At 43.4% G+C, this 26,129-nt stretch carries 20 protein-coding genes; 12 read left to right on the top strand and 8 right to left on the bottom strand.

The window, feature by feature from the left end:
• Position 1 precedes the first annotated feature (1 nt).
• From radC to GRFL_RS03985, 3 genes are all read right to left on the bottom strand, one after another.
• Positions 2-697: a RadC family protein gene (gene radC, locus GRFL_RS03975; protein WP_083643400.1), complete on the bottom strand. Its 696-nt coding sequence runs from the start codon at positions 695-697 to the stop codon at positions 2-4.
• A gap of 51 nt (positions 698-748) precedes the next feature.
• Positions 749-2,101, bottom strand: coding sequence for a UDP-N-acetylmuramate--L-alanine ligase (locus GRFL_RS03980; RefSeq protein ID WP_083643401.1), 1,353 nt, complete (start codon positions 2,099-2,101; stop codon positions 749-751).
• A 61-nt stretch (positions 2,102-2,162) separates the two neighbouring features.
• Entirely contained in the window at positions 2,163-3,041 is an 879-nt protein-coding gene (locus GRFL_RS03985; protein ID WP_083643402.1) for a tetratricopeptide repeat protein, read from the bottom strand.
• Positions 3,042-3,382: 341 nt separating this feature from the next.
• Between GRFL_RS03985 and GRFL_RS03990 the strand changes: the two genes are divergently transcribed.
• The 3 genes from GRFL_RS03990 to GRFL_RS04000 are packed head-to-tail and all read left to right on the top strand — an operon-like array spanning position 3,383 to position 10,360.
• Positions 3,383-7,714, top strand: a complete 4,332-nt coding sequence (locus GRFL_RS03990; RefSeq protein ID WP_158091607.1) for a T9SS type B sorting domain-containing protein — start codon at positions 3,383-3,385, stop codon at positions 7,712-7,714.
• Positions 7,715-7,738: 24 nt separating this feature from the next.
• Positions 7,739-8,671, top strand: a complete 933-nt coding sequence (locus GRFL_RS03995) for a PorP/SprF family type IX secretion system membrane protein (RefSeq protein WP_083643404.1) — start codon at positions 7,739-7,741, stop codon at positions 8,669-8,671.
• 12 nt (positions 8,672-8,683) lie between these two features.
• Positions 8,684-10,360 (top strand): OmpA family protein, encoded by a 1,677-nt coding sequence (locus GRFL_RS04000; protein WP_083643405.1) that lies wholly within the window; start codon positions 8,684-8,686, stop codon positions 10,358-10,360.
• 92 nt (positions 10,361-10,452) lie between these two features.
• Here GRFL_RS04000 and GRFL_RS04005 read toward each other — a convergent pair whose 3' ends face one another.
• The 3 genes from GRFL_RS04005 to GRFL_RS04015 are packed head-to-tail and all read right to left on the bottom strand — an operon-like array spanning position 10,453 to position 13,160.
• Positions 10,453-10,974 (bottom strand): DUF4136 domain-containing protein, encoded by a 522-nt coding sequence (locus tag GRFL_RS04005; protein ID WP_083643406.1) that lies wholly within the window; start codon positions 10,972-10,974, stop codon positions 10,453-10,455.
• A 58-nt stretch (positions 10,975-11,032) separates the two neighbouring features.
• Positions 11,033-12,040, bottom strand: a complete 1,008-nt coding sequence (gene obgE, locus GRFL_RS04010) for a GTPase ObgE (RefSeq protein ID WP_083643407.1) — start codon at positions 12,038-12,040, stop codon at positions 11,033-11,035.
• A gap of 4 nt (positions 12,041-12,044) precedes the next feature.
• Positions 12,045-13,160, bottom strand: coding sequence for an adenylate kinase (locus GRFL_RS04015; RefSeq protein WP_083643408.1), 1,116 nt, complete (start codon positions 13,158-13,160; stop codon positions 12,045-12,047).
• A gap of 122 nt (positions 13,161-13,282) precedes the next feature.
• Here GRFL_RS04015 and GRFL_RS04020 point away from each other — a divergent pair, with 122 nt between their 5' ends.
• The 5 genes from GRFL_RS04020 (at position 13,283) to GRFL_RS04040 (ending at position 18,099) form a co-directional block, all read left to right on the top strand.
• Positions 13,283-14,443 carry a 5-(carboxyamino)imidazole ribonucleotide synthase gene (locus GRFL_RS04020; RefSeq protein WP_083643409.1) on the top strand — a complete coding sequence of 387 codons (1,161 nt, stop codon included), beginning with the start codon at positions 13,283-13,285 and terminating at the stop codon, positions 14,441-14,443.
• A gap of 3 nt (positions 14,444-14,446) precedes the next feature.
• Positions 14,447-14,932, top strand: coding sequence for a 5-(carboxyamino)imidazole ribonucleotide mutase (purE, locus tag GRFL_RS04025; RefSeq protein ID WP_083643410.1), 486 nt, complete (start codon positions 14,447-14,449; stop codon positions 14,930-14,932).
• Between the two features lie 221 nt (positions 14,933-15,153).
• A complete protein-coding gene (locus tag GRFL_RS04030) occupies positions 15,154-17,184 on the top strand; it encodes a M3 family metallopeptidase (protein WP_083643411.1) in 2,031 nt (676 codons plus the stop codon).
• 94 nt (positions 17,185-17,278) lie between these two features.
• Positions 17,279-17,830, top strand: a complete 552-nt coding sequence (locus tag GRFL_RS04035) for a sigma-70 family RNA polymerase sigma factor (RefSeq protein WP_083643412.1) — start codon at positions 17,279-17,281, stop codon at positions 17,828-17,830.
• Between the two features lie 2 nt (positions 17,831-17,832).
• Positions 17,833-18,099, top strand: a complete 267-nt coding sequence (locus GRFL_RS04040; RefSeq protein ID WP_083643413.1) for a hypothetical protein — start codon at positions 17,833-17,835, stop codon at positions 18,097-18,099.
• Here GRFL_RS04040 and GRFL_RS04045 read toward each other — a convergent pair.
• Positions 18,083-18,901 (bottom strand): UbiA prenyltransferase family protein, encoded by an 819-nt coding sequence (locus GRFL_RS04045; protein ID WP_083643414.1) that lies wholly within the window; start codon positions 18,899-18,901, stop codon positions 18,083-18,085. The two genes, GRFL_RS04040 and GRFL_RS04045, sit on opposite strands and share 17 nt — an antisense overlap.
• 139 nt (positions 18,902-19,040) lie before the next feature.
• Here GRFL_RS04045 and gcvP point away from each other — a divergent pair, with 139 nt between their 5' ends.
• From gcvP to GRFL_RS04065, 4 genes are all read left to right on the top strand, one after another.
• Positions 19,041-21,890 carry an aminomethyl-transferring glycine dehydrogenase gene (gene gcvP, locus GRFL_RS04050; protein ID WP_083643415.1) on the top strand — a complete coding sequence of 950 codons (2,850 nt, stop codon included), beginning with the start codon at positions 19,041-19,043 and terminating at the stop codon, positions 21,888-21,890.
• A 93-nt stretch (positions 21,891-21,983) separates the two neighbouring features.
• Positions 21,984-23,042: a 3-oxoacyl-ACP synthase III family protein gene (locus GRFL_RS04055; RefSeq protein ID WP_083643416.1), complete on the top strand. Its 1,059-nt coding sequence runs from the start codon at positions 21,984-21,986 to the stop codon at positions 23,040-23,042.
• Positions 23,043-23,564, top strand: coding sequence for a class I SAM-dependent methyltransferase (locus GRFL_RS04060; RefSeq protein WP_083643417.1), 522 nt, complete (start codon positions 23,043-23,045; stop codon positions 23,562-23,564).
• A 22-nt stretch (positions 23,565-23,586) separates the two neighbouring features.
• Positions 23,587-24,435, top strand: coding sequence for a glycosyltransferase family 2 protein (locus tag GRFL_RS04065; protein ID WP_083643418.1), 849 nt, complete (start codon positions 23,587-23,589; stop codon positions 24,433-24,435).
• On the opposite strand, the gene pafA is transcribed toward GRFL_RS04065, so the two are convergent.
• A complete protein-coding gene (gene pafA, locus GRFL_RS04070; protein WP_083643419.1) occupies positions 24,427-26,067 on the bottom strand; it encodes an alkaline phosphatase PafA in 1,641 nt (546 codons plus the stop codon). The genes GRFL_RS04065 and pafA overlap by 9 nt on opposite strands.
• Positions 26,068-26,129: the final 62 nt, after the last annotated feature.

A 26,129-nucleotide genomic window follows, 5' to 3' on the forward strand; every position in this document is an offset into this window, starting at 1 on the left:
CTTATAGGATGCCTTCGTCGGCAAAGCTAAGGTATGATTTTTCGGTTACAATGAGGTGATCCAGGACTTTGATATCAAGACTCTCGGCTGCTGTTTTCAGTTTTTTGGTGAGTTGCTTATCAGCATCGCTGGCCTTCAAATTTCCGGATGGGTGATTATGGCATAAGATGAGGCTTACCGCCCCCAGTTCGAGTGCTTTCCGCAAAGTAATACGAACATCTACCAGTGTTCCGGTAATCCCGCCCTTGCTTACCTGGAAGCGCTCGATCACCGAATTGTTATTATTAAGGTATAGAATCCAGAACTCTTCATGCGGTAATTCCCCGATTACGGGCTGCATCATCTCGAAAACCGACAGACTCGACGAAATCTTCAAATTCGTAACCGCCTCTTCCAGCCGGCGTCTTCGTCCCAGCTCCAGGGCTGCGACAATACCAACCGCTTTGGCAGGTCCAATTCCTTTAAAATTACAAAGTTGCTGGACCGATAATTTACCGAGTTCATTCAGGCTATTTTTCGAAGCGACTAGAATACGCCGTGCGAGTTCGACCGCGCTTTCATTTCTACTGCCAGATCCCAGTAAGATCGCAATAAGTTCAGAATCACTCAAACTCAGTTTTCCCTTCTGCAATAATTTCTCCCGGGGGCGATCATCCTGCGCCCAGTTCTTGATGCTAAGTTTTTCGTTTTTATCCATTTACAGATAAATATACACAAAGAACTTCAGCAAAAATCAGCAGGAAAAAATTCAGATCAACTTTTTAACTTCCTCCAGATCCAGGCCACCGTAATTGCCGCTGCTCATCATCAAAAGAGCGGAATTCGAAAACTCCTTCTGAAATAGCGCCTGTTTGAAATCTTCACTGTTCGTAAATACTTCCAGATCGTCTCTTTCAAAAGCCTTCTTAATATCCTCTTTACTGATGGATTCCAGTTTTTTGATCGCGATCGCTTCCGGGGAATAAAAAACCAAAGCTTGATCTGCCTGGTCGAGCGTATGCGCATAATTCTTGAGAAAATCGGCGTTCAGGCTGCTATAGGTATGTAATTCCAGACAGGCTATCAGCGTTTTATCTGGATATTGTTCTTTCACAGCCGCAGTGGTTGCAGCCACTTTTGAAGGACTGTGGGCAAAATCCTTGAAAATAACGGAAGAGGATGATTCCGCTAATTTCTCCAATCTTTTGGAAGCTCCGCGGAAGGTGGCAATCGCTTCATAAAAATCATCCTCGTCAATTCCCATATGCTGACAGATCCATTTAGCACCGGAAAGGTTATTGAGATTGTGTTTTCCGAAGATCTCCAGCGGCAAGTCACCCTCCGGAGTATCTAAAATGGTCACATCAGCCTCTGTATGATAGTTTGGCGTGGAATAAGGATGTTTCCTGATTGGATTTTCTGTTTCAGAAACCAGTTTTTTCAGTCCTTCATCTTCTTCATTATACACCAGTATTCCGCCATTTACGATACTATCGATAAAAATTCTGAATTGATCAACATAGTTCTCGTAATCTGGAAATACATTGATATGATCCCAGGCGATCCCGCTCAACAGCGCAATATTAGGCTGATAGAGATGGAATTTTGGCCGGCGATCTATTGGAGAAGACAGGTATTCATCTCCTTCGATCACGATAAAATCGTTTTCTTCTGTAAGCTTTACAGGGTTTTCCAGGCCTTCCAGCTGGGCACCTACCATATAATCGACTTCTTTTCCGTGATAATTCATCACATGCAGGATCATGGAGGTAATACTCGTTTTACCATGAGAGCCGCCAATCACCACCCGGGTTTTGAATTTTGACTGTTCAAAAAGGAATTCCGGATAACTGAAGATTTTCAAACCAAGGTCCTGTGCAGCCAGTAATTCAGGATTATCAGCTTTTGCGTGCATCCCAAGGATCACGGCATCTATAGAATCGTTCAGGTTTTCCGGGTGCCAGCCCAATTCCTTCGGAAGCAGGCCTCTCGAGTCGAGCCGCGAGCGAGAAGGCTCAAAAATGGCATCGTCACTTCCGCTAATCTCGTAACCTTTCTCCTGAAGAGCAATAGCTAAACTGTGCATGGCGCTTCCTCCAATAGCAATAAAATGAATTTTCATAGAAAAGATTTCCGCAAATATAATTGAAGAATAAGGGCTGATAAAGTCTCGAGGCAAAAGTTTACATTGCCATGATCTTGCGTTTCTCCTCGTCGGCTCTTTCCAGATGCGGGTCTATGGTCAGTGCCTGATTGATATATTTCATCGCGTTGGCCTTATTTTCCTGAGCCCGTTGGATCTGCGCCAGGCGGTAATAGGCCCAGGCCGGCGACTTCAGATCCTGGTAGCCGTAGTTTTCAATATAATCTTTCAGAAGTGCCGTTGCCGCCTCTGGTTCCAGCTCATAAATTGCTGCTGCTTCGCCAATTTCATATTTCAGGTAATTCCGAACGATCAATTCCGGTTTTTTTATAGCAGTCCGTAATGCCTGTTGATATTTTAAAGAAGCCAATTCGTCGTATTGATCTTCCCGATAAATAAAACCCTCAGCCATTAGTGCATCCAACTCATTAAGCCTTTCAAGATCAGCCACGTAACTTTCAGCAATGGTTTTACTCCCCCCGATAATCTCAGGAAGTTGAGCATACAACTCTACCAATGCTCTTCTCGCTTCCAGGTGCCCCGGATCCAGATCAGCTGCTTTTTTCAGGTGTTTTTTGATATCACCCAGAATCAATGCAGCCTCGAACTTGGAGCCATAGTAGGCTTTCATGCCAAGGGCGCCTCCCAGCTTAAAGTGATAATCGGCTGAATCTGGATATTCTTTGACAAGAGTCTTGTAATAGTCGATTCCGCGGTCCCATTCTTTGCGAAAACAGGCTATATCACCCAGGTATTCCCGGGCAACCGGGGAATCTTTATATGTGAGAAAGATCGTACGAGCCTCCTCAATTTTGTGATTTTTTAGTAATTCAACACCCTCATCCACACCTTGCTGAGCCATAAGTTGCCCGGCAAAAAGTAAAAAAATACCGATGAAAGGCTTAAAAAATGTTAACATATTTAAAATTTTGCTAAATTTAAACCGATTTTTAAAAATGCATCTCAAATGTTAGTAAATGACCCATTTTTAAGTAAAACTTCCTAGTTCATTTAACTGAGGGTTTTAAAAATTATTTTAATATTTGTGCATAATTCTAAAATAACTAATACTAATTTGAATTTAACACCTAGCCTATGCAAAATTCTACTTTAAGGTTTAAGGGTAAGCTGTTTTACCTTTTAACCTTAACTATTCTTATCGGAAGTTTGCCCTCAATGTACGGGCAATCGTGTCCAACAGTCAGCGAGACAAGTCAGACTTTCTGTAACGGTCTTGCAACTGTTGCTGATCTAATGCCAATGTCTGCAGACTGGTATGACGAAGCAGGGGATGACACTCCACTACCTGCTGATGAAGTGCTTCAGGACGGAGAAGATTACTTCGCCGGAGCACCTGACTGTACCGGGACAAGACAATCTGTTACGGTAACCCTTACTTCTCCTGACGCACCAGATGTTCAGGACGATTTCTTCACCCCATGTTCAGGAGGTGGACCCTACACAATTACAGACCTAAAGGAAGCTATTGATGCTCCTGCTGCTCCAGCCGGTTACACTTTGGAAATCTTCTCAACCGAATATGGTAAAGACGATATGCCAATTGCTGATGGAACTGAACTGGTAAGCGGCACTAATTATTTCGCAGGGTATTATGATGCTGATGGTGAAGGTGATGAAGATGCCTGCCAGTCAGACCGTACTCCTGTGCGTTTTGAAACGGTAGAAGCAAACGCTCCGGCCGCAACAAGTCCACAGGTTGTTTGTGAAGGAACAACTGTTAGTGAACTGGAGGCCGAAGGTACCAACCGCTGGTATCGTACTGCAACTTCCAACCCTGCATTGCCAGACGATTTTGAAGTTCAAGATGGTGCCACATACTATGCTTCTCAAATTGTACCGGTAGATGGACCACCTTGTGAGAGCGTGGAAAGAACTCCTGTTACAGTAGAAGTTATCCCTGCTGATGCAGGTGAAGACAGCACAGATAACGTACTTTGTGTTTCTGATGCAGATTCTCAATTGAACAATACTACCAACGCTAGGGCCTATTTCATCAGTCTTTTAGAAGATGGAGTTCCTACTGATGGAACTTTTGATATGGCTACTATAGCTGACATCGTTGCTGATTATAACGACGGAACCAAAACCGGCTATTTCGAAACAACGTATACCGCTACTTTCGATGCTGGATGTACTGATGATGTAGTACTGGCAGTGACCGTTCAGGAAGACCCTTATGCAGGAGAAGATACGGAAGAAACGGTTTGTATTACAGATTTTGAAAGTTTCCTTCCATTAAATCCGATTTTTGTTCCTGCGGCCGAAGAGGCGATCATGGCCTATATAGAAGGAACAGATATCACTCCTGATGGAACTTTCTCTCCTTCGATTGCAGATCTTTTTGATCAGATTAATGAAGATTTCAATAATAATGCATTCCCTCAAACTTACACGGTTACCTATACAGTAGATAATGGCGGATGCATGGATTCTTCCACTTTAACCCTGAATGTACAATCTGCTAATGACGCAGGTGAGGATGCTTCAGAGCAACTTTGCGAAAGCGATGTGGATGACAGAGGGATTTTCGATAGCGAAGAAACTCTTAGAGCCTATTATGTAGACTTGTTAGGAGCTGAAGATTCAGATGGAACTTTTTCTCCTGATCTTTCTACTTTAATTGCGAATTACAACGACGGGGTATCAGAACCTTCTGAAGACTTCGGAGTAACCTATACAGTAGATAGCAGTTCAGAATGCGAGCCATCAAGCGCGAACGCCACATTAACTGTTACAGCAGCGATTCCTGCCGAAGCCGGCACAATCGCCAATCAGGAATACTGCTCTAATGAAGAAGCAGTCAACCTTTTCACTCTATTGAGCGGAGACGCGAACCCTGATGGAGCATTCTCAAGTGACAATGCTGATGTAGCCGACGGAACTTTTGACCCAATGGAAGAAGGTGCCGGATCTTACACGATCACCTACACCGTTTCTCCTGAAACCGCCTGTGTATCTACCACAGATACTGCTGAATTTACCATTTTGGTGAATCAGGCACCAAACGCAGGACCTGGAGGAGATTACTCTTTCTGCCAGGGTGAATTTGAAGCTTTAGCAGCTGCTGTTGCTGCAAATCCTTCCGGAATGGGAATAGAATTATTGAACGAACTTGACCCAACAATTACTCCTGGAGGAATGTTCAGCGATGATGATTTAGCAACACTTTTAGCTCAATATGCTGCCGTTTCAGAAGCTGACGCTTTCCCTGCTACTTTCACCACTACTTACACTGTGAGCAATGATGACTGTACAGACGCTGCATCCTACTCTATCACCGTAACTCCGAACACTCAAGCTGATGCTGGCGGAGACCAGGAGGTAACCTTCTGTACTACTGATGGAGAAATGGATCTTTCAAATTATTTAGGTGACGGAGCTACAATGGGCGGAATGTTCATGAGCGATGACGCTGATGTGACCGACGGAATGTTCGACCCTTCTGCTGAAGGTGCTGGGACTTTTAAAGTGACATATACCGCTAATGGAGATGATGATCCATGTGTAGAAGGAGAATCTACTGCCACAATCACCATCGTTGTAGTTGAAGGCGTAGACGCCGGAGACGACGTCACAATCGTAATCTGTGAAAATGATCTTGCAGACGACTTCTTTACAGAAGCTAATCTTTCAGATTACTATATGGGACTACTTGGAGATGATGTTCCTACCACAGGAGACTTCGATCCAAGTATCGCCGAATTGGTAAGTATGTATGAAGGAGGAATGATGACCGGAGATTTCACTACTACCTATACTGTTGGAGATGGAACCTGCGAAGACTCAGTAGAACTTACAGTAACCATCAGAGAAAACTTCAATACAGAAGATCTTGAAGAGGTTGATGATGTCACTCTATGCCAGAATGCAGGAATGCAGGATTTAACCAGTTTCCTTGGCGACAATCCAACATTCGGAAGCTTTGATGGCTACGAAGACGGAATGTTCGATCCTGGAATGATGGGACCTGGAACTTATGAAATCACTTACACCCTAAGTGAAGATACTGACTCTTGCGTAACAGGAACCGCTTCTGTAAGCTTTACGATTACCGTTCAGGATTCTGCATATGCAGGGGAGAACTTTACAGTTACTGCTTGCCAAAATGCCGGAGATCAAAACTTGTATAACAGATTAGGAGATACAGTTGACGACTCAGGATCTTTCACCTATAATGGCGAAGAGGTCGAAGATGGGATTTTAATTACATCCGACTTTGCTCCGGGAAGTTATACTATTATATATACTGTTCCTTCAGAAAACGATTGTGGCACAGATATCTCTACAATCACTTTGAACATTAGACCAGTTCCTGAAGCAGGTGCCAATAACACTTTAGAGCTTTGCCAAAACGACGAATCTGTTGATTTATTAGATTTATTAAGTTCTGACGCTGCTTCAAACGGTCGATTCAGCATTAATGGTAACCAACTAAATAGTTCTATATTAAATCCTCGAGATTATGAAGCTGGCAACTACGTCTTAACCTATCAAGTTAGTAGTTCCGACGGAAACTGCTCAGATTCCGCAATAATTACACTAGCTATCCAAGATGCTGCAAACGCCGGTGAGGATATGGATCTTTCGGTTTGTATGAATGCAGGAGTTCAGAATCTATTCGACTTCCTTTCAGCAGATGCTGATACTACCGGAGAATTCACTCTTGATGGAGATGCAATCGCAGACGGAATGATGGATCCGATGGATTTTGCCGCTGGAACTTATGAAGTAACCTATACCGTAGAAGCAATCAACGATTGTGGAGATGACACCGCTACGTTCAACATTACCGTTCAGGAAGCTGCAGACGCACCTACGGCTACAGATCTAACTTTCTGCGCAAGCGAGATGCCAACTGGTGCTGATCTTACTGCTACCGGAGACAACCTGATGTTCTACTCAGATGCTGAAATGAATACCATGGTAATGCCTGAAGACGCCTTGATGACAGGAACCTATTACGTAACACAGCGAACTAATGACGAAGGTTGTGAGTCTGACGCTGCTTCTTTTGAAGTAGTTGTAAATGACGGAGCAACTCCAACTATTGATAATCCTGCTGTTTCATTCTGTGAGTACGATGATGCTACAGTACTTGACCTGACAGATGCCATTGACCAGACTGATAACATCACCTGGTACGATGCTGCAACTGGAGGAGAGATGCTAAGCACTGGAACTGCACTGCAAGACGGCGTTATCTACTACGCTTCTTATACCGATCCTGATTCAGGATGTGAAAGTGCAGTGAGACTGGCTGTAACAGTTTCAATTGAAAGCTGCCCGCTAGTTTTCCCAGAAGGAATTTCACCTAACGGAGACGGAATGAACGACACATTCACTATCGAAAATATTGATAGAGAATATCCTAACTACACTATTGAAATCTACAACCGTTGGGGTGATGTAGTGTACAAAGGAAACGCCAGCACACCAGATTGGGATGGTACAAACACTCAGTCAGGATCTCTTGGCGACGACGTTTTACCTGTGGGAGTATATTTTTACCTACTTGAATTCAACGATGGAGCAACTGCGCCACGTAGAGGAAAAATTTACTTAAGCAGATAATAAAAGGATAAACAAGAGAAAGCAATGAAAAAATTAATCACAAAATATTTATTATTCGCAGGCATTATCCTTTTCTCTATAAAAGGTATTGCCCAGCAAGACCCTCTCTTCACTCAGTATATGTATAACATGAGTGTGGTAAACCCGGCCTATGCTACCGATGATCCAGGTATGCTAAACCTGGGAGGGATCTACAGAGCTCAATGGACAGATGTTGAAGGTGCACCACGCACCCTCAACTTCTTTGCCCACACTCCCGTTAGCGAACGTGTAGAACTTGGTCTAACCGTAGTTCATGACGAAATTGGAGGCTGGGTAAAAGAGAACAATATCACGGCAGATTTCGCGTATGTGATCCCTGCCAGTGAAACCACCAAACTTTCCTTTGGTGCCAAAGGAGGACTTTCTACATACAGTGCTAATTTCAACGGAATTATCCTGAATGACCCGAACGATCCTGCTTTTGAAAATCAAAGTGAAGTATTTCCGGTTTTTGGTGTTGGAGCCTTCTGGTTTGGAGACAAGCATTACTTAGGTATTTCTGCTCCTAACCTGTTCACTTCAAAACACATCGAAAACATTAACGGGCTTCAGGCTTTAGGAGTTGAAGAAATTCACTACTACCTTACTGGGGGTTACGTATTCGGTTTAAGCGATAACTTCAAATTAAAGCCATCTTTCATGGCTAGAGGAGTACAAGGCGCACCGCTTTCTATAGACGTCAATGCAAACGTTTTGCTTTACGATCGTCTGGAAGCAGGAGTTGGTTATCGTTTCGACAAAAGCGTTACCGGTCTGGTAAACTTCAGAATCAGTCCTTCCTTAAGAGTAGGATATGCTTATGACTACCCAACTTATAACCTGAGCGAAGACGGATCACACGAAATCATGCTGTTGTTTGATCTTGACTTGTTCGGTCTTAAGAAAGGATATGACAAATCACCGAGATTCTTCTAAAACCCGACTAACATGAAAAAACTATATAGTACACTTTTAATCTTAACAATAGGCTTTACGAGTTTTGCTCAGCGCTCTGACATCAGGGAAGGCGACAAATACTTCGCCCAGGCTGCTTATGTAGACGCAGCGACTGCCTATGAAAAAGTAAACGATAAATCTAAAGAAGTACTTCAAAACCTGGGAGATTCGTATTTCTATACGAACCAGATGCAAAATGCTGTTGAAGTATACGACCTCTTATTCCTTCGTCACGAAGCAGAGACCACACCGGAATATAAATTCCGTTACGCTCACGCTTTAATGGCAACCGGAAATTATGTAAAAGCTGATAAGTATATGAACGAGGTAACCGGTGAAAACTGGAACCATGAAGAATGGGCCAGCAATCTTGATACCGTTGCACCTCACCAGTTCAAATACGACCAGGTTATGAACAACCAGAGTTCTTCAGACTTCGGAATTGGTTTCTATGGCGACCGCGTAGCTTTCGCTTCAACCAGAAACCAGGAGCGCCCGATCTATCCTTGGAACAAACTTCCAACCCTGGATCTTTACAGCGCTGCCGTTGATGATGAAGGAGAACTTTCTGATATCGTTCTTTTTTCTGATGCGATCAATACCGACGAGCATGAGAGTTCTGCGACTTTCAGTACTGACGGTACCGTGATGTTCTTCGACAGAACGAACGAAGACCGCGTGAAAAACGAAGAAGGTAACCGTATCGCCCACATCAGCATGTATCGTGCTGAAAAAGTAGATGACGAATGGACCAATGTAGAAAAACTGCCTTTCAGCAGCGAGAATTATTCAGTAGAGCATCCAAGCCTTAGCGCAGATGGTAGCAAGCTGTACTTCTCCAGCGACATGCCAGGTGGCAGCGGTTCTTTTGATATCTACGTGGTAGATGTGAACGAGGACGGAACTTATGGAGAACCAAGAAACCTTGGCCCGGGAGTGAACACCGCACACCGCGATCAATTCCCATTCATCAGTTCACAGGATACGCTTTATTTCTCTTCTGATGGTCGTCAGGGCTTCGGAAATCTCGATATCTACAAAAGTGGAGGTGATTTTTCTGAATCTGAAAACCTTGGAAAAACGATCAATAGCGGAAGTGATGATTTCGCTTTCGTGATCAAGGAAGATCAGGAAAAAGGATTTTTTGCTTCCAACCGAAGAGGAACAGATAACCTGTACCAATTCGTTCGCGAAGACAACGAATTGATCCCGGCTCCAACGAAGACCGATCCAACTTCAGGAAACCAGACTATCCCTGTTGATGGTAGCAAGATCTATTTCGACTTCGATAAAGCCACTATCAAGCCAGAATCTAAACCAGTACTTGATTCCGTTGTAACATACATGAACCAGTACCCGAACATCAACGTAAAAGTGGAATCTCACGCAGATGCTCGTGGAACTGACAAATACAACATGGATCTTTCTGAAAGAAGAGCCGCTGCAACTGTTGATTACCTTGTTGAGCATGGTATTGACAGATCAAGGTTAACTTCTCAGGGTTATGGAGAAAGCAGGCCTGTTAACGACTGTACAGAACCAACTGGTTGTACCAACGAGCAATATGCTAAAAACCGTAGAAGTACATTCGTAGTATCTAACAGAAACACTTCTGCTGGTGATATGGATGATACCGAAATGGAGGAAGATATGGAAGACGGCAACTAAACCGCTTCCCGTTTTTGATTCCAACTAACCAATCAAAAATTGAAAAGCCCCGGAAATTCCGGGGCTTTTTTATTTCCAATAATTATTGAAAGCTATTTCTTCGGAGGATACCCTTCCAGGGCTTTTGCCACAATCTTATCAAACTGCGCCTGTCTTTTTTCAGGAGACGCGTCATAATTGAACGGACTTTCCACTACCGCCTGCCAAACCAGGTTATCGTTCTTGACATCGATGAAATCAAAAGTCAGCTTAAGATAAGTATTCATTTGTCCTAGCGGAATACCCACAGATCCTCCTACTCCAACGTTTCCACCGCCACCACCAAGACCAACACCTACTCTGCTACGATTGTCCTGCTGAAATTCTTCCGTGTAGACATTAATATAGATGCCGGGTTCTTCAGACTTTATAAAACCCTTTTGCTGCATCGCCGTTTCCAGGCTGTTAAGGAGCCTGTTTTCATCCAGCTGACTCAGTCCCGATCGGAAATCCGGAAACAGGGCATAATTAGAATATTGCTGAAAATCGATCTGCTGGTCATAATCATAGACCGCGTGCGGAGTATTGCAGGCCGCAAAGACCAGCAATACCAAAAAATATTTGGATAATTTCATAACTGAATTTTACTAAAATTAAGCAAATTCAGCTCTATAAGAGATTGTTTAACAGGATTTAAACAGGATTCTTATTCAGGATTTCCCAGAGTTTATCCTTCAATTCCTGCAAGCCCGTTTGAGCCACCGAAGAGATAAAGATATAGGGCAATTGCAGTTTTTCATCAAGTTCCTGCCCAAGTTCTTTTTTTAGTTCCTCATCTAACAGGTCACTTTTAGAAATGGCGATGATGCGGTCTTTATCCATCAATTCAGGATTATAACGCCGCAGCTCATCCAACAGTACTTCGTATTGCTCCGCCACATCCGGGGCATCTGCCGGGATCAGGAATAATAATGTAGAGTTTCTTTCAATATGTCTTAAAAAACGATGTCCAAGACCTTTACCTTCCGCAGCACCTTCAATAATACCCGGAATATCAGCAATTACAAATGTTTTAAAATCGCGATATTTTACGATTCCAAGGTTTGGTTTCAGCGTCGTAAATTCATAGTCAGCGATCTTCGGCTTTGCGGCCGTAATAACCGAAAGCAGTGTTGACTTACCAGCATTTGGAAAACCAACCAGGCCAACATCTGCTAGCACTTTTAATTCCAGAGTAATATCCACCTCCTGCCCATCAATTCCCGGCTGTGCATAACGCGGGGTTTGATTGGTCGAGGTCTTAAAATGCCAGTTTCCGCGGCCACCCATTCCACCTTCGGCAACAATAAATTCCTGCCCGTCCTCGGTGATTTCCTTCAGGATTTCATTGGTTTCGGTATCGCGAATAACGGTTCCCAAAGGCACATCAATATATTCATCAGAGCCATTGGCACCGGTACTTCGTTGTTTCCCTCCGTCACCACCATGCTCTGCGCGAATATGCCTTTTGAATTTTAAATGGAATAATGTCCAGAGGTTCTCATTTCCCCTTACGATCACGTGACCGCCACGACCTCCATCTCCTCCATCGGGTCCACCTTTGGCGATATATTTTTCCCGGTGAAGGTGAGCAGAACCCTTACCTCCTTTTCCGGAAAATACATGCACCTTTACGTAATCAACAAAATTCCCCTCTGTCATTTTATTATTTTTCCATTAATTCATCAATCACAGCGCTCAAACGATCTGTAATTTCCTGTATAGTTCCAACACCATCAACTCCGTAAAACTTATCCTGTTTCTTATAGAAATTTTTCAGAATGGCAGTTTCCGCATAATACACCTTAATCCGGTTTCTGATAACGGCCTCATCAGCATCATCTACGCGACCTGAAGTTTTCCCGCGTTCCAGTAAACGCTGTACCAGGATCTCATCATCAACTTCCAAAGCGATCATGGCATGAACTTCCGTACTTTTTGAATTCAGGTACACCTGCAAAGCTTCCGCCTGGGCTTCAGTTCTTGGGAAACCATCAAAAATGAATCCGTTACAGCCTTCATTTTTTTCCACTTCAGCATTCAGCATATTAATGGTCACCTCATCTGGCACCAGCTGGCCTTTATCAATAAAAGACTTGGCACTGATCCCAAGTTCGGTCTGGTTTTTAATATTGTACCTGAAAATATCCCCGGTTGAAATATGTACCAGATTATACTTTTCCTTTAAAATATCTGCCTGTGTTCCTTTGCCTGCTCCCGGAGGGCCAAACAATACAAGATTTGTCATTTTTTGCTCTTTGCGTTTATATACCTGTCGCAGGTTTCTACCAAGACCATCGTAGTCCAGGCCATAACCCACTATGAATTTATTTTCGATATCCATCCCGCGATAATTCACGGCTATAGACTTTTTGTAAGCTTGCGGTTTAAAGAAAAGCGTTGCCACTTCATATCTTTTTACTTTAGCTGAAAGTAACATTTTATCTATCTCCTCTAAAGTATTTCCGGTATCAACGATATCTTCAAGAAGGATCACCGTCCTGCCTTCGATATCCTGGTTTAACCCGACCAGATTCTTAATATCGCCAGTACTTTCGGTTCCTTTATAGGAAGCCATTTTAACAAAACTGATCTCACAATCACCATTAAAACGTTTGATAATTTCTGAAGCAAACATGAAAGCTCCGTTTAAAACCCCTATAAAAACCGGATTCTGATTCCCAAATTCCTCGTTCAGCTGTTTCGCCAGACCATCGATCGCGTTTTCTATTTCTTCTTCTGAAATAAACGGCTCGAATTCAAGATCATGTAATTTTACCAAAGCGGATGAAATTTAAAGACGCAAAGATAAGGAATTGCATTCAGCCGCCCATCTTGATTTATTCCCGATTCTACATTGCCGTCAAACTAGTTTAAATTATTTTTGCGGAAAGCCTTGATTTTATGGTCAATTACTTTTCTTCAGATTTCAAGTTAGGCATTCTCGGCGGCGGACAGCTGGGTAAAATGATGCTTTACGAAACCCGAAAATACGATATACAAACGCTTGTTCTGGATCCCAGTAGCGAAGCACCCTGTAAAATTTCCTGTAATCATTTTCAGCAGGGAGACCTGAGGGATTATGACACTGTGCTAAATTTTGGAAGGCAGGCAGATGTGGTCACCTTTGAAATTGAAGGCGTGAACGTAGATGCTTTGAAACAACTGGAATCTGAAGGAATAAAAACCTATCCTTCGGCTGCAACCCTGGAGAAGATTCAGAATAAGGCTACACAGAAGAAATTCTATTTATCGAAAGAAATTCCAACAGCCGATTTTGAAGTTTTGGATTCCATCACAGATTTGAAAAATGCGGTTAGTTCAGGTAAAGTTTCCATTCCATTTGTATGGAAAAGCGCTACCGGCGGTTACGACGGGAAAGGCGTTTCGGTGATCAAAATTACAGATGCCCTGGATGAGCTGCCTGATGGTGAATGTATCGCTGAAAAACTGGTGCCGTTTAAAAATGAGCTGGCTGTGATCGTAGCCAGAAATCCTTCCGGAGAAATTAAAACCTATCCAGTTGTGGAAATGGAATTTCATCCTACCGCCAACCAGGTCGAATATGTAATTTGCCCGGCAAGGATCGATGATTCGGTTGCTGAAAAAGCCAGAAAAACAGCAGAGAAGGTTTCCGAAGCATTTGATCATGTTGGCCTTTTAGCCGTAGAAATGTTCCAGACGAAAGATGACGAGATCCTGGTAAATGAAGTCGCACCGAGACCACATAATAGTGGGCATTACAGCATCGAGGCTTCGTACACCAATCAGTTTGAACAGCATATCCGCGCTATACTCGATCTGCCACTGGGTAACACCAATAGTAAAGTCGGTGGAATTATGGTAAATTTGGTTGGCGACAAAGAGCATGAAGGAGAAGTGGTTTACGAAAATATTGCCGAGATCATGAAATTGGACGGCGTCACTCCTCATATCTACGGAAAAAAGATCACCAGGCCTTTCAGAAAAATGGGTCATGTCACGATTGTGAACGAAGATATCAGCGAAGCTCGCAAAACTGCCGAAAAAGTAAAGAACAGCATTAAAGTAATCAGCAAAAGATAAATTATGGGAAAAGTTGCAGTCATCATGGGAAGCACCAGCGATATGCCGGTAATGAAAGACGCGATCGAGATTTTAGAAAGCTTCGGTATTGAGGTAGAAACCGATATCGTTTCGGCTCATCGCACTCCGGAAAAGCTTTTTGAATTCAGCAAAAATGCCCATAAAAACGGTATCCAAGCGATCATAGCCGGTGCCGGTGGTGCCGCGCATCTTCCAGGGATGGTTGCTTCCATGTCTCCGCTTCCCGTCATTGGCGTACCTGTAAAATCCAGAAATTCTATTGATGGCTGGGATTCGGTACTGTCAATTTTACAAATGCCGGGCGGTGTTCCCGTTGCCACCGTTGCTCTGGATGGAGCAAAAAATGCCGGCATTTTGGCCGCTCAGATCCTTGGCGCTTCAGATAAGAATCTGCTCGAAAAGATCGTTGAGTATAAAGAAGGCCTAAAGGATAAAGTGATCGAAGGCGCAAAATCTCTTAAAAAATAAAAGAGACCGTCGTCACGGTCTCTTTCGAAGTAGTTTTTGAATCTGTAAATTATTTATTAACCATTCTAAATAGTAAACCAGAACTTTTGAAACTACTGTATTTTAAATAACCTGAAGGTTACCTGAATTTAATTAAAGCGGCTAAGTTAGTTAAATTTAGTTTAAACCTTTCTTATAACGTTATAAAAAAAACCTAAAACGTTATTAAACCATCTTAAAACATGAGTAATTCCAACATTTTATTACAGGATTTTGAATACGCCCCTTTCTCTAAAATCAAAACCGAAGATTACAAACCGGCTATTTTGGAAGCAGTGGAGCTGGCCAGGCAGGAGATTGATGACATTGTAACTAATTCGGCGGAACCTACTTTTAAAAATACCGTGGAAGCCCTGGAATTTTCAGGAGAAAAACTGGATCGTATCACCAGCATCTTTTTCAATATTAATTCTGCGGAAACCAATAAGGAGATTCAACAGGTCGCACAGGAAATATCACCGGTGCTTTCGGAATTCAAAAACGATATCATTCTGAATAAAGCCCTTTTTGAAAAGATTAAAACTGTCTATCAGCAAAAAGACGATCTAGGCCTGAATACCGAACAGCTGATGCTACTCGACAAAAAATACAAGGCCTTTACCCGAAATGGCGCAAACTTACCCAAAGAAAAGCAGGAGGAACTTCGGGAAATAGATAAGAAGCTGGCAAGCCTAAAACTGAAATTTGGCGAAAATGTGCTCGCAGAAACCAACCGCTATGAATTACCGATCACCGAAGAATCAAAATTGGAAGGTCTTCCGGAGTGGTTCAAAGACGAAGCGGCCAGCGTGGCAAAATCTAAAGGAAAAGATGGCTGGGTGATCACACTCGACTACCCGAGTTACATTCCTTTTATGAAATATGCCAAAAACAGGGATTTACGGAAAGAGCTGGCATTAGCCTTTGGTTCTCGAGCTTTTCATAATGACGAACTGGACAACCAGGAAAATGTGCTACAGATTGCCAAATTACGTTACCAGAGGGCACAACTTTTGGGTTTTAAAACACATGCTGATTTTGTGTTGCAGGAGCGTATGGCAGAAACTCCTGAAAAAGTCAATTCCTTCCTGAATGAGTTACTGGAAAAAGCAAAACCGGCTGCAGAAAGAGAATTCAGGGAACTGGAAAATTTCGCCAAGGATCTTGAAGGTATTGACCAGCTGCAAAAATGGGATTCGGCTTATTACAGCGAAAAACTGAAGCAGAAATTATTCAATCTGGATGACGAAAAACTAAAGCCTTATTTCAAGCTTGAAAATGTCATAAACGGAGTGTTCACTGTTGCCAACAAACTTTACAGTCTTAAATTCCAGGAAATCGACACGGTAGACAAATATCATGAAGATGTAAAAACCTATGAAGTAACCAATGAAAACGGGGAAGATATCGCATTGTTTTATGCCGATTTTCATCCTCGTTCTGGGAAACGCGACGGTGCATGGATGACGATCTATAAAAATCAGTATATCAAAAATGGCCAAAATGAGCGCCCACATGTTTCTATTGTTTGCAATTTCACCAAACCTTCAGAAAAAGAACCCTCTCTCCTAACCTTTAATGAAGTGACCACACTTTTCCATGAATTTGGACATGCGCTTCACGGGATGCTTGCCAACACGACTTACCCCAGTTTATCAGGACCAAATGTGTACTGGGATTTTGTAGAATTGCCTAGCCAGGTCCTGGAAAACTGGTGTTACGAGAAAGAAGCGCTTCAGCTTTTTGCCAGACATTATAAAACCGGAGAAACCATTCCACAGGAATATATAGACAAGATCAAGGAATCTGCCAATTTCCTGGAGGGAATGGCTACCGTTAGACAATTGAGCTTTGGGATGCTGGACCTTAGCTGGCACGGGATTGACCCTACAAACGTCAATAATGTAAAAGCTCACGAAAAAGAGGTTTTTGAACCAACCAAACTGTTCCCTGATGTGGAAAGCAATTGCATGAGCACCGCTTTTTCCCATATTTTCCAGGGCGGTTATTCCGCAGGATATTATTCCTATAAATGGGCGGAAGTCCTGGATGCCGATGCTTTTGAATATTTTACCGAAAATGGCATTTTCAGTAAAAATATCGCTGATAAATTTCGTGATAACATTCTCTCACGCGGAGGCACGGAACATCCTATGGAATTGTATAAAAGATTCCGCGGAAAGGAACCGAATCCCGAAGCGCTCCTGCGAAGAGCCGGATTACTCGCCAAATAAGAGCAGAAAGGGAATCGATCGCCAAATCTTATCTTTTCTATAACTTTCCCTAGTGGGAGTTTTGCTATTTTTGAGGTTTAGGCACCGAAAGTCTATGGCAACACATACTTTAAATCCGGATAAGTGGGTAGATCGCTATTCAGATTATCTTTTTAACTATACGATCGTTCGGGTGAACAATCGTGAGGTGGCCAATGACATCATTTCTGAAACCTTTTTATCGGCATTGAAATCAGCCAAATATTTCAAAGGTGAAGCCAGCGAAAGAACCTGGCTGATTTCGATTTTAAAGAGAAAAATCATAGATTACTACCGAAAAATCAATTCTAATAAAGGCAAAGCCGAGGTACATATCGACTATTCAGACGAGGAAAACCAGGGCGAATGGCTGGAAGAACAGGTAGCAGATCTTAGCGATCGCACGGCCGAAGACGAAATGGAAAACAACGAGTTGGGAATGGCCATTTTGGACTGCCTGGATTCGATCAACGAAAAACACGCTGCAATTTTTAAACGCAAAACTATTGATGGCGCTGAGACTGAAGTGATCTGTAATGAGTTCAATATCACTCCGTCTAACCTGTGGGTTATCATTCACAGGGCCAGGACCGCACTGGCTGCCTGCCTGGAAAAAAACTGGTTTTAATTATGGGGTTTTTACAAAAGCTGTTTCATATAGACTGCGCTGAAGCGAATAATTGCTGCGATAAAGCCCAGTACCGAAACGCCAATTTTTTCGATAAATGCAGGCTCATGCTGCATCTGGCTTATTGTAAGGCCTGCCGGAAATACACTTCCAAGAATAAGAAGTTAACAAAGCTGATGGAGAACTCAAGGATTGAACGCTGTACCGAGGCTCAGAAAAAACAGTGGAAAGATGCCATTCAGAAGGAATACGCTAAAGAAAATCCCTGAGAAACCAATAAAAGCCTAAATAGGCAATGGGCGCTGCTTCCACCCAGAAAGATGCATAATATTTATGCTGGTCCAGCCTGGAATTCCATAGAAAAAAAGCCCCTAATAAACACACAAAACTCGTCGCGATAAAATAATCAGAACTGAAGTCCTTTTGAAAAAGTTCGATCAAAAAGATCAATAGGAAAAGGATGGTCCCGAAAATTTTGGTCTCCCAAAGCCCGAGCTGTTGCGGAATCGTTCCCAGCTCTTCATCGTCGAACTTCAGGTCGCGGATTTCAAACGGAAGAGTTAAGGCCAGCACCAGCATGAACCGCTGAACGAAATCTACCAGAATTTCCATATCCAGTAATTTATCGGCTTCGATCAATGGCAGAATCACGGTACTCCCGGCCCAGACAATCGCAATGATAAAAATTTTCATTCCGGATAAATTCCGAAGGTTTTTACCTGAAACGGGCACAGCATATAAAGCCGTAAGCAGTCCTAAAATCCCACCGGCAACCCAGGTTCTCCAGGCGAGATGCCAGGCAAAATAACACATCGCAATAAAACAGAAGAAAGAGAAAATCTGGATGAGTCTCAGGTTTGGCGTCAGGCTCAAATGATGCAGTTGCGCAATACCGGAATATTTCACAAAATTGTAACCGGTAATTCCGGCGAAAAAGACAAAAAGCAGGAAATTCCTATCCAAAGAAAGTCCATGTTCAAAATACGTGAGAATACTGAAGGATAAAATCGCCAGGGAAACATGAATGCTGCTACTGATGTAGAGATTGAAAACCTTTTGGAACCAGTTCATAAGAGCTAAGATACTTATTAATTTCAGGCTGAATTTGGAACCGCTTAAATCTTAACAACTGTGCAATTGGAATATGCAAATTATTAGCCTGAAATTATGTACTTTCGCAGCGTTAAAAAACACACAACTTTAAAGTTTAATGAGAACAGATTCTTTTGCTCTTCGCCACATCGGCCCTAAGGAAGAAAACCTTCAGGAAATGCTTGATACTATTGGCGTTGAATCGGTAGATCAACTTATTTACGAAACCATTCCAGATGATATTCGCCTGGAAAAGCCGCTGGATCTTCCAAAGGCCATGAGCGAAAATCAATACGCGGAACACATCAAAAAACTGTCTGAAAAAAACAAGATCTTCAAGACCTATATAGGTTTGGGATATCATCAGGCAATTTTGCCGGCTGTGATCCAGCGAAATATTCTGGAAAACCCGGGATGGTATACCGCCTATACTCCCTACCAGGCTGAAATTGCCCAGGGCCGACTGGAAGCTTTATTGAATTTCCAGACGATGGTAAGCGATCTTACCGGGATGGAAATCGCCAACGCCTCGCTTTTAGATGAATCTACTGCGGCTGCCGAAGCGATGGGAATGCTTTTCGCTGTTCGTGACCGCAAGCAAAAGAAAGAGAATTACAATAAATTTTTCGTTTCGCAGCAGGTACTTCCTCAAACCATTTCTTTGATGGAAACCCGCGCGAACTTTCTCGGAATTGAAATGGTAGTTGGTGATCACGAAGAATTTGACTTTAGTGAAGGCTATTTCGGAGCTTTAGTGCAGTATCCGGGAAAATTCGGTCAGGTTTTTAATTATGCCAACTTTGTTTCAAAATGTCAGGATGCAGGAATTAAAACTGCTTTTGCTGCCGATATCTTAAGTCTGGTAAAATTGCAGGCGCCGGGTGAATTGGGTGTGGATGTAGTTGTTGGAACCACTCAACGATTTGGAATTCCTTTGGGATATGGGGGGCCTCATGCCGCTTTCTTCGGAACAAAGGAAGAATATAAAAGAAACCTTCCGGGTAGAATTATTGGGGTAACCAAGGATCTTGATGGGAACAATGCTTTGAGAATGGCGCTTCAAACCCGTGAACAGCATATTAAGAGAGACAAGGCTACTTCCAATATCTGCACAGCGCAGGTATTGCTGGCAGTTATGGCAGGAATGTATTCGGTCTATCACGGTCCGAAAGGCCTAGAATATATCGCTGATACGGTTCATCATACGGCAGTGAGCCTGGAAGAAAGCCTGAAAGAACTCGGATTTGAACAATTAAATTCGGCTTATTTCGATACCATTCATGTGAAAGCAGATGCGAAAAAACTTCGCGAGATTGCTGAAAGTCACGAGATCAACTTCTTCTATCCAGATGCCGAAAGCGCCTGTATCGCTATTAATGAAACAACCACTTTAGACGATCTGAATGCGATCATTTCTGTTTTTGCTGAATTGGCCGAAAAAGACGCTAAAGAAACCGATGAACTTTCTGAAAATTCCAGGATTCCGGCCGATCTACAACGCCAGACTGAATTTTTAACCCACGAAGTTTTCAATATTTACCATTCAGAAACTGAATTGATGCGCTACATCAAAAAACTGGAGCGTAAAGATCTTTCGCTGAATCATTCCATGATCTCTCTTGGGTCCTGTACCATGAAGCTGAACGCAGCTTCGGAAATGCTTCCGCTATCCAACCCGCAATGGGGAAATTTACACCCTTTTGTTCCGGTAGAGCAGGCAGCAGGTTACCAGGAGGTTTTAAAAGAACTGGAAGCCAATCTTACTGAAATTACCGGATTTTCCGCAACCTCTCTTCAGCCAAATTCTGGTGCACAGGGAGAATATGCAGGACTTATGGTTATTCGTGCGTACCACGAGGCCAACGGCGAAGGTCACAGGAACGTTTGCCTGATCCCTTCATCGGCTCACGGAACCAATCCTGCTTCCGCCGTTATGGCTGGAATGGAGGTAGTGGTCACCAAAGCTACCGAAAACGGAAATATCGACGTAGAAGACCTGCGTGAAAAAGCGATCAAGCACAAAGACAACCTTGCCGCATTGATGGTGACTTACCCGTCTACTCATGGCGTATTCGAATCAGCCATTCGAGAGATCACCAATATCATCCACGAAAATGGCGGACAGGTTTATATGGATGGTGCCAATATGAATGCCCAGGTGGGACTCACCAATCCTGGACGAATTGGTGCTGATGTTTGCCATTTGAATTTGCATAAAACATTTGCCATCCCTCACGGAGGTGGTGGACCTGGCGTTGGGCCCATTTGTGTTGCTGAACAATTGAAACCTTTCCTTCCGGGAAATCCTATCATTAAAACCGGAGGAGAAAATGCGATAGGTGCGATTTCGTCGGCGCCATGGGGATCGGCCCTGGTTTGCCTCATCTCATACGGGTACATCAAAATGTTAGGAACTGGCGGACTTCAGAAGGCTACGGAATATGCCATTTTGAACGCTAATTACATCAAAGAACGACTGAAAGATCACTATAAAACACTGTATTCCGGGGAACGCGGTCGTGCTGCTCACGAAATGATCGTGGATTGCCGCCCGTTCAAGGAAAAAGGAATTGAGGTGACCGATATCGCCAAAAGACTGATCGATTACGGGTTCCACGCCCCTACCGTTTCGTTCCCTGTGGCCGGAACCGTGATGATCGAACCTACGGAAAGTGAGAGCAAGGCAGAACTGGATCGTTTCTGTGATGCGTTGATCTCCATCAGGAGGGAAATTGATGAAGTTTCAGCTGATGAACCGAACAATGTTTTGAAGAATGCTCCGCATACGATTCATATGCTGACTTCTGATGAATGGAAACTGCCATATTCGCGCGAAAAAGCGGCTTATCCGCTGGCGCATCTTCATGAAAATAAATTCTGGCCGAGTGTCAGGAGAGTTGACGAGGCATTTGGAGACCGAAATCTCATGTGTACCTGTCCGCCGATTGAAGAATACATGGAAGCTTAAAAATAAAACCTGTCTTCGGACAGGTTTTTTTATGAAACGACTAATTTTCTAACCAGATTTGTTAAATTGTCTGATTCACAATAAACTCTGAAAATGTCCTGCAAAATTACCGGAACCGGAAGTTACATCCCTTCAGTAGTCACCAAAAATGACCACTTTCAGCAACATGAATTTTTAAATTCTGATGGCAGCCTTTTCCCTGGTGATAATGAAGCTACCATTCAGAAATTCAAAGCCATCACCGGCATCGAGGAGCGTCGCTACATCAACGACAAGCTCAACACTTCCGATATTGCGGTGATCGCCGCCGAGGATGCCATCAAAAATGCCGGCATTGATAAGGAAACCCTGGATTACATTATCGTGGCGCACAATTATGGCGATGTGAAAGCCGGTTGCATCCAGAGCGACACTGTGCCGAGCCTGGCCACTCGCGTCAAGTCCAAACTGCGCATAAAGAACCCGAAATGCGTGGGATACGACGTGCTGTTCGGCTGCCCGGGCTGGATCGAAGGAATGATTCAGGCCAATGCTTTCATCAAAGCCGGGATTGCTAAAAAATGCCTGGTCATTGGTGCTGAAGCACTTTCAAGGGTTGTTGACAAGCATGACAGGGATTCGATGATCTTTTCTGATGGCGCCGGAGCTACGATTCTGGAAGCTTCTTCGGAAGAAGGTGGAATCCTCTCTCACCAGACCGCCACATTTTCCTTTCAGGAAGCGGAATATATCTATTTTGGCAAATCCAATCATTCCGAAGCACCGGAAGACGTACGATACATCAAGATGAATGGCCGCAAGATCTATGAATTTGCGCTGGTAAATGTTCCCAAGGCCATGAAAGAATGCCTGGAACAAAGCGGAAAAAACATTGAAGAGGTTAAAAAGATCTTTATCCACCAGGCCAACAAGAAAATGGACGATGAGATCATCAAACGCTTTTACCGACAGTACAAAATGGCGCCACCCGAAAACGTGATGCCTATGACCATTCAGGAACTTGGAAACAGCAGTGTGGCCACTGTCCCGACACTTTTTGACCTGGTCAATAAAGGAAAAATCGCCGATCAACACCTGGAAAAAGGAGATATAGTGATTTTTGCCAGTGTGGGTGCAGGAATGAACATCAACGCCATCACATACCAGGTTTAAATGTACGAAAATACCTATCCGGAAAAGCGCTTCAACAAAACGCTGGCATTTTTACAAAAACATATTCCGCAGCCGGCTAAAATCCTGGATCTTGGCGTGAGCAATCCGTTTTCCGAGATCATGAAGGCCGAAGGTTATGAGGTGCAGAATACTACCGGAGAAGATCTGGACGATGATTTTCATGCGGTACAAACCGGTGAATACGATGTGGTAACCGCTTTTGAAATCTTTGAACATCTACTGGCTCCCTATAATATTCTGAAGGAAATACAGGCTGAAAAACTCGTAACATCGATCCCGCTGAAATTGTGGTTTTCGCCTGCCTACCGAAGCAAAAGCGATAAGTGGGACCGGCATTATCATGAATTTGAAGACTGGCAATTCAACTGGCTTCTGGAAAAAAGCGGCTGGCAGATTAAAGATTCGATCAAATGGGCACACCCTGTAAAAAAACTGGGAATTCGGCCCATCCTTCGGAATTTTACTCCGCGATACTACGCTGTTTACGCCGAAAAGATTTGAGCTGTAAATTTGATCCATCCTTTTGAGAATCTACATTGTCATACCCGCGCATAACGAAGCAAATTTCATCGGTGAGACGTTGGAATCCCTGTTAAACCAGACCAAACTTCCGGAAAAAATTGTGGTGGTAGACGATAATTCCAGCGATGACACTTTTTCAGTAGCACAGGCATTTGCTAAGAATTATGGTTTTATACAAGTTGTTCAGAATCATTCGGAAGCGGAACACGCGCCTGGCAGCAAGGTGATCAATGCGTTTTACAAAGGCTATTACGAGCTCGACGATCAGTTTGACGTTATTTGCAAATTTGATGCTGACCTGATTTTCCCAAACAATTACCTGGAAACCATTGCCAGGCATTTTCAAAGCGATCCCAAAATTGGAATGGCCGGAGGCTTTTGCAGTATTCAGAAAGGAACTCACTGGCAAACCGAAAACCTCACCGGGAAAGACCATATTCGCGGCGCTTTGAAAGCTTACCGCAAACACTGCTTTATACAGATCGGGGAATTGAAACCTGCAATGGGTTGGGACACTGCTGACGAATTGCTGGCACGTTATCACGACTGGAAAGTGGTGACCGACGAGCGCTTGCTGGTCAAACATCTTCGCCCTACGGGCATGAGCTATTTCGAACATTCCGGTTACCGCCAGGGAGAAGCTTTTTATCGTTTGCGATATGGTTTCAGTCTTACACTGATCGCTTCCGCGAAACTGGCGGCAATGAAAATGAACCCATTCGCTTTTCTTCATTATGTTGGCGGCTACCTAAGGGCCGCAAAGAAAAAACGACCTTTTCTCGTCTCTGCGGAAGAAGGCCGTTTTATTCGTAAACTTCGCTGGGCGAATATTCGGAAGAAATTATTCTGATTCTGCAGGCAGGTCCAGCATTTGGAAAAGCGGTTTTCCGCTGGTCGCATTCGGATATTCAATACCCAATAGGGCAGCCATTGTTGGTGCGATATCGATAATTTCAGTTCGTTCAAAAGTACTACCGTGCGGAATTCCTTTTCCGAAGAAGAGCAAAGGCGCGTGCGTATCGTAATTCCAAACACTCCCGTGCATCGAGCCTTTTTCAAAGCCGCTGCCAGGATACTTCACAAAAGCGATATCCCCGCTGCGTTTCTGGTTGAACCCATTCTGAACCACGTAGCCCACACCCGAATCAAATGAACCGCTGGTAAGCTCTGTTCTTGTAAATACTTTATAGATCCCTGGCTGCTGTAAAAGGTATGCGGAGATGACCTTTTCAAAATCTTCCGTATTGATCTCCTCTTCTTCCAGCTTTTTATAATTGAAGAATATTTGCTGATTGGAAACATTGCTGATCAGGCCTTCCGTATCATATTTTTCCTGAAGAAAAACTTCCATCGCGTCTATAAAATCTCCGTACTCGAGGTTATTGGTAGGGATCCTCACTGATTCCAGGTAACCGGAAACGTGATTTCCTGCATGATCTGAAGTAAGAAAAACGGTATAATTATTTTCACCCACATTCTGGTCGAGGAATGTCAGCAGGTCTGAAATATTCTTATCCAGCCTAAGATACGTATCTTCCAGCTCCTTGGAATTCACCCCGAAATTATGACCAACTTTATCGGTACTAGAAAAGCTTAAAGCAAGAATATCAGTATCCGCATCCTGCCCCAACTGTTCTCCCAAAATAGCCGCTTCGGCAAAATCTAAGGTAATATCATCGCCATAAGGTGTTTGCGGGATGATGCTGTAACGACCATTGTCTTTATTGATCTTTCCAAGTTCATAGGGAAATTCAGCAGTTTCATTTCCTTTGAAACCTCCCTCAAAATTGTTCTTATCTGGGCCGCTCATGATATAAGAATCAATTTCATAAAGCGTATTCCAGGTTTTCAGATAACTCTTGTTCTTACCTGAATTATTAAAATCTTTAGCCCACTGTGGTAATTCATTCATGTAGTACGAGCTCGTCACAAATTTCCCTTCATCACCTCCCACGAACCAGTAGGCCGCGTTTGCTGTATGACCGGCTGGCAAAATAGCACCACGATCTTTAATGGAAACACCTATGGTTTTCCCACGGAACTGTGTGTGCAGCCTGTTCTGATCGGCCAGCGTAGTGGAAACCATTCGGTGTGGAGACATTTTCCCTGCAGCTGATTCGGTTCCCACCGGGTCTACGCGATCATCGCCCGCGCAGTAAACCATTTGATCTTCAAATTTACTGTACCAGTCATTTCCAATAATCCCGTGATTCATGGGGCTTGTCCCGGTCCATACAGAAGTATGACCAGGCCCGGTGAAAGTAGGGGCATAATTGTAATGATTGTTTTTGAAATTATAGCCTTCGTTGATCATCCTCTTAAAACCACCGTCTTCGAATCTTGACCAGAATTTCTGAAGGTAATCATAACGCATCTGGTCTATAACGATTCCCACCACCAGTTTTGGTTTATCCTGAGTTTCCTGTGCATGTGCCTGCACTACTAGAAATGATATAAAAAGAAGAAAATAAAAGCGTTTCATTGAAATAATTTTTGAGACTCCCAAAAATACGAAACTCAGAACGCTAAACTTTAAATAAGCGT

The sequence above is a fragment of the Christiangramia flava JLT2011 genome, assembly GCF_001951155.1.
Taxonomy (GTDB): domain Bacteria; phylum Bacteroidota; class Bacteroidia; order Flavobacteriales; family Flavobacteriaceae; genus Christiangramia; species Christiangramia flava.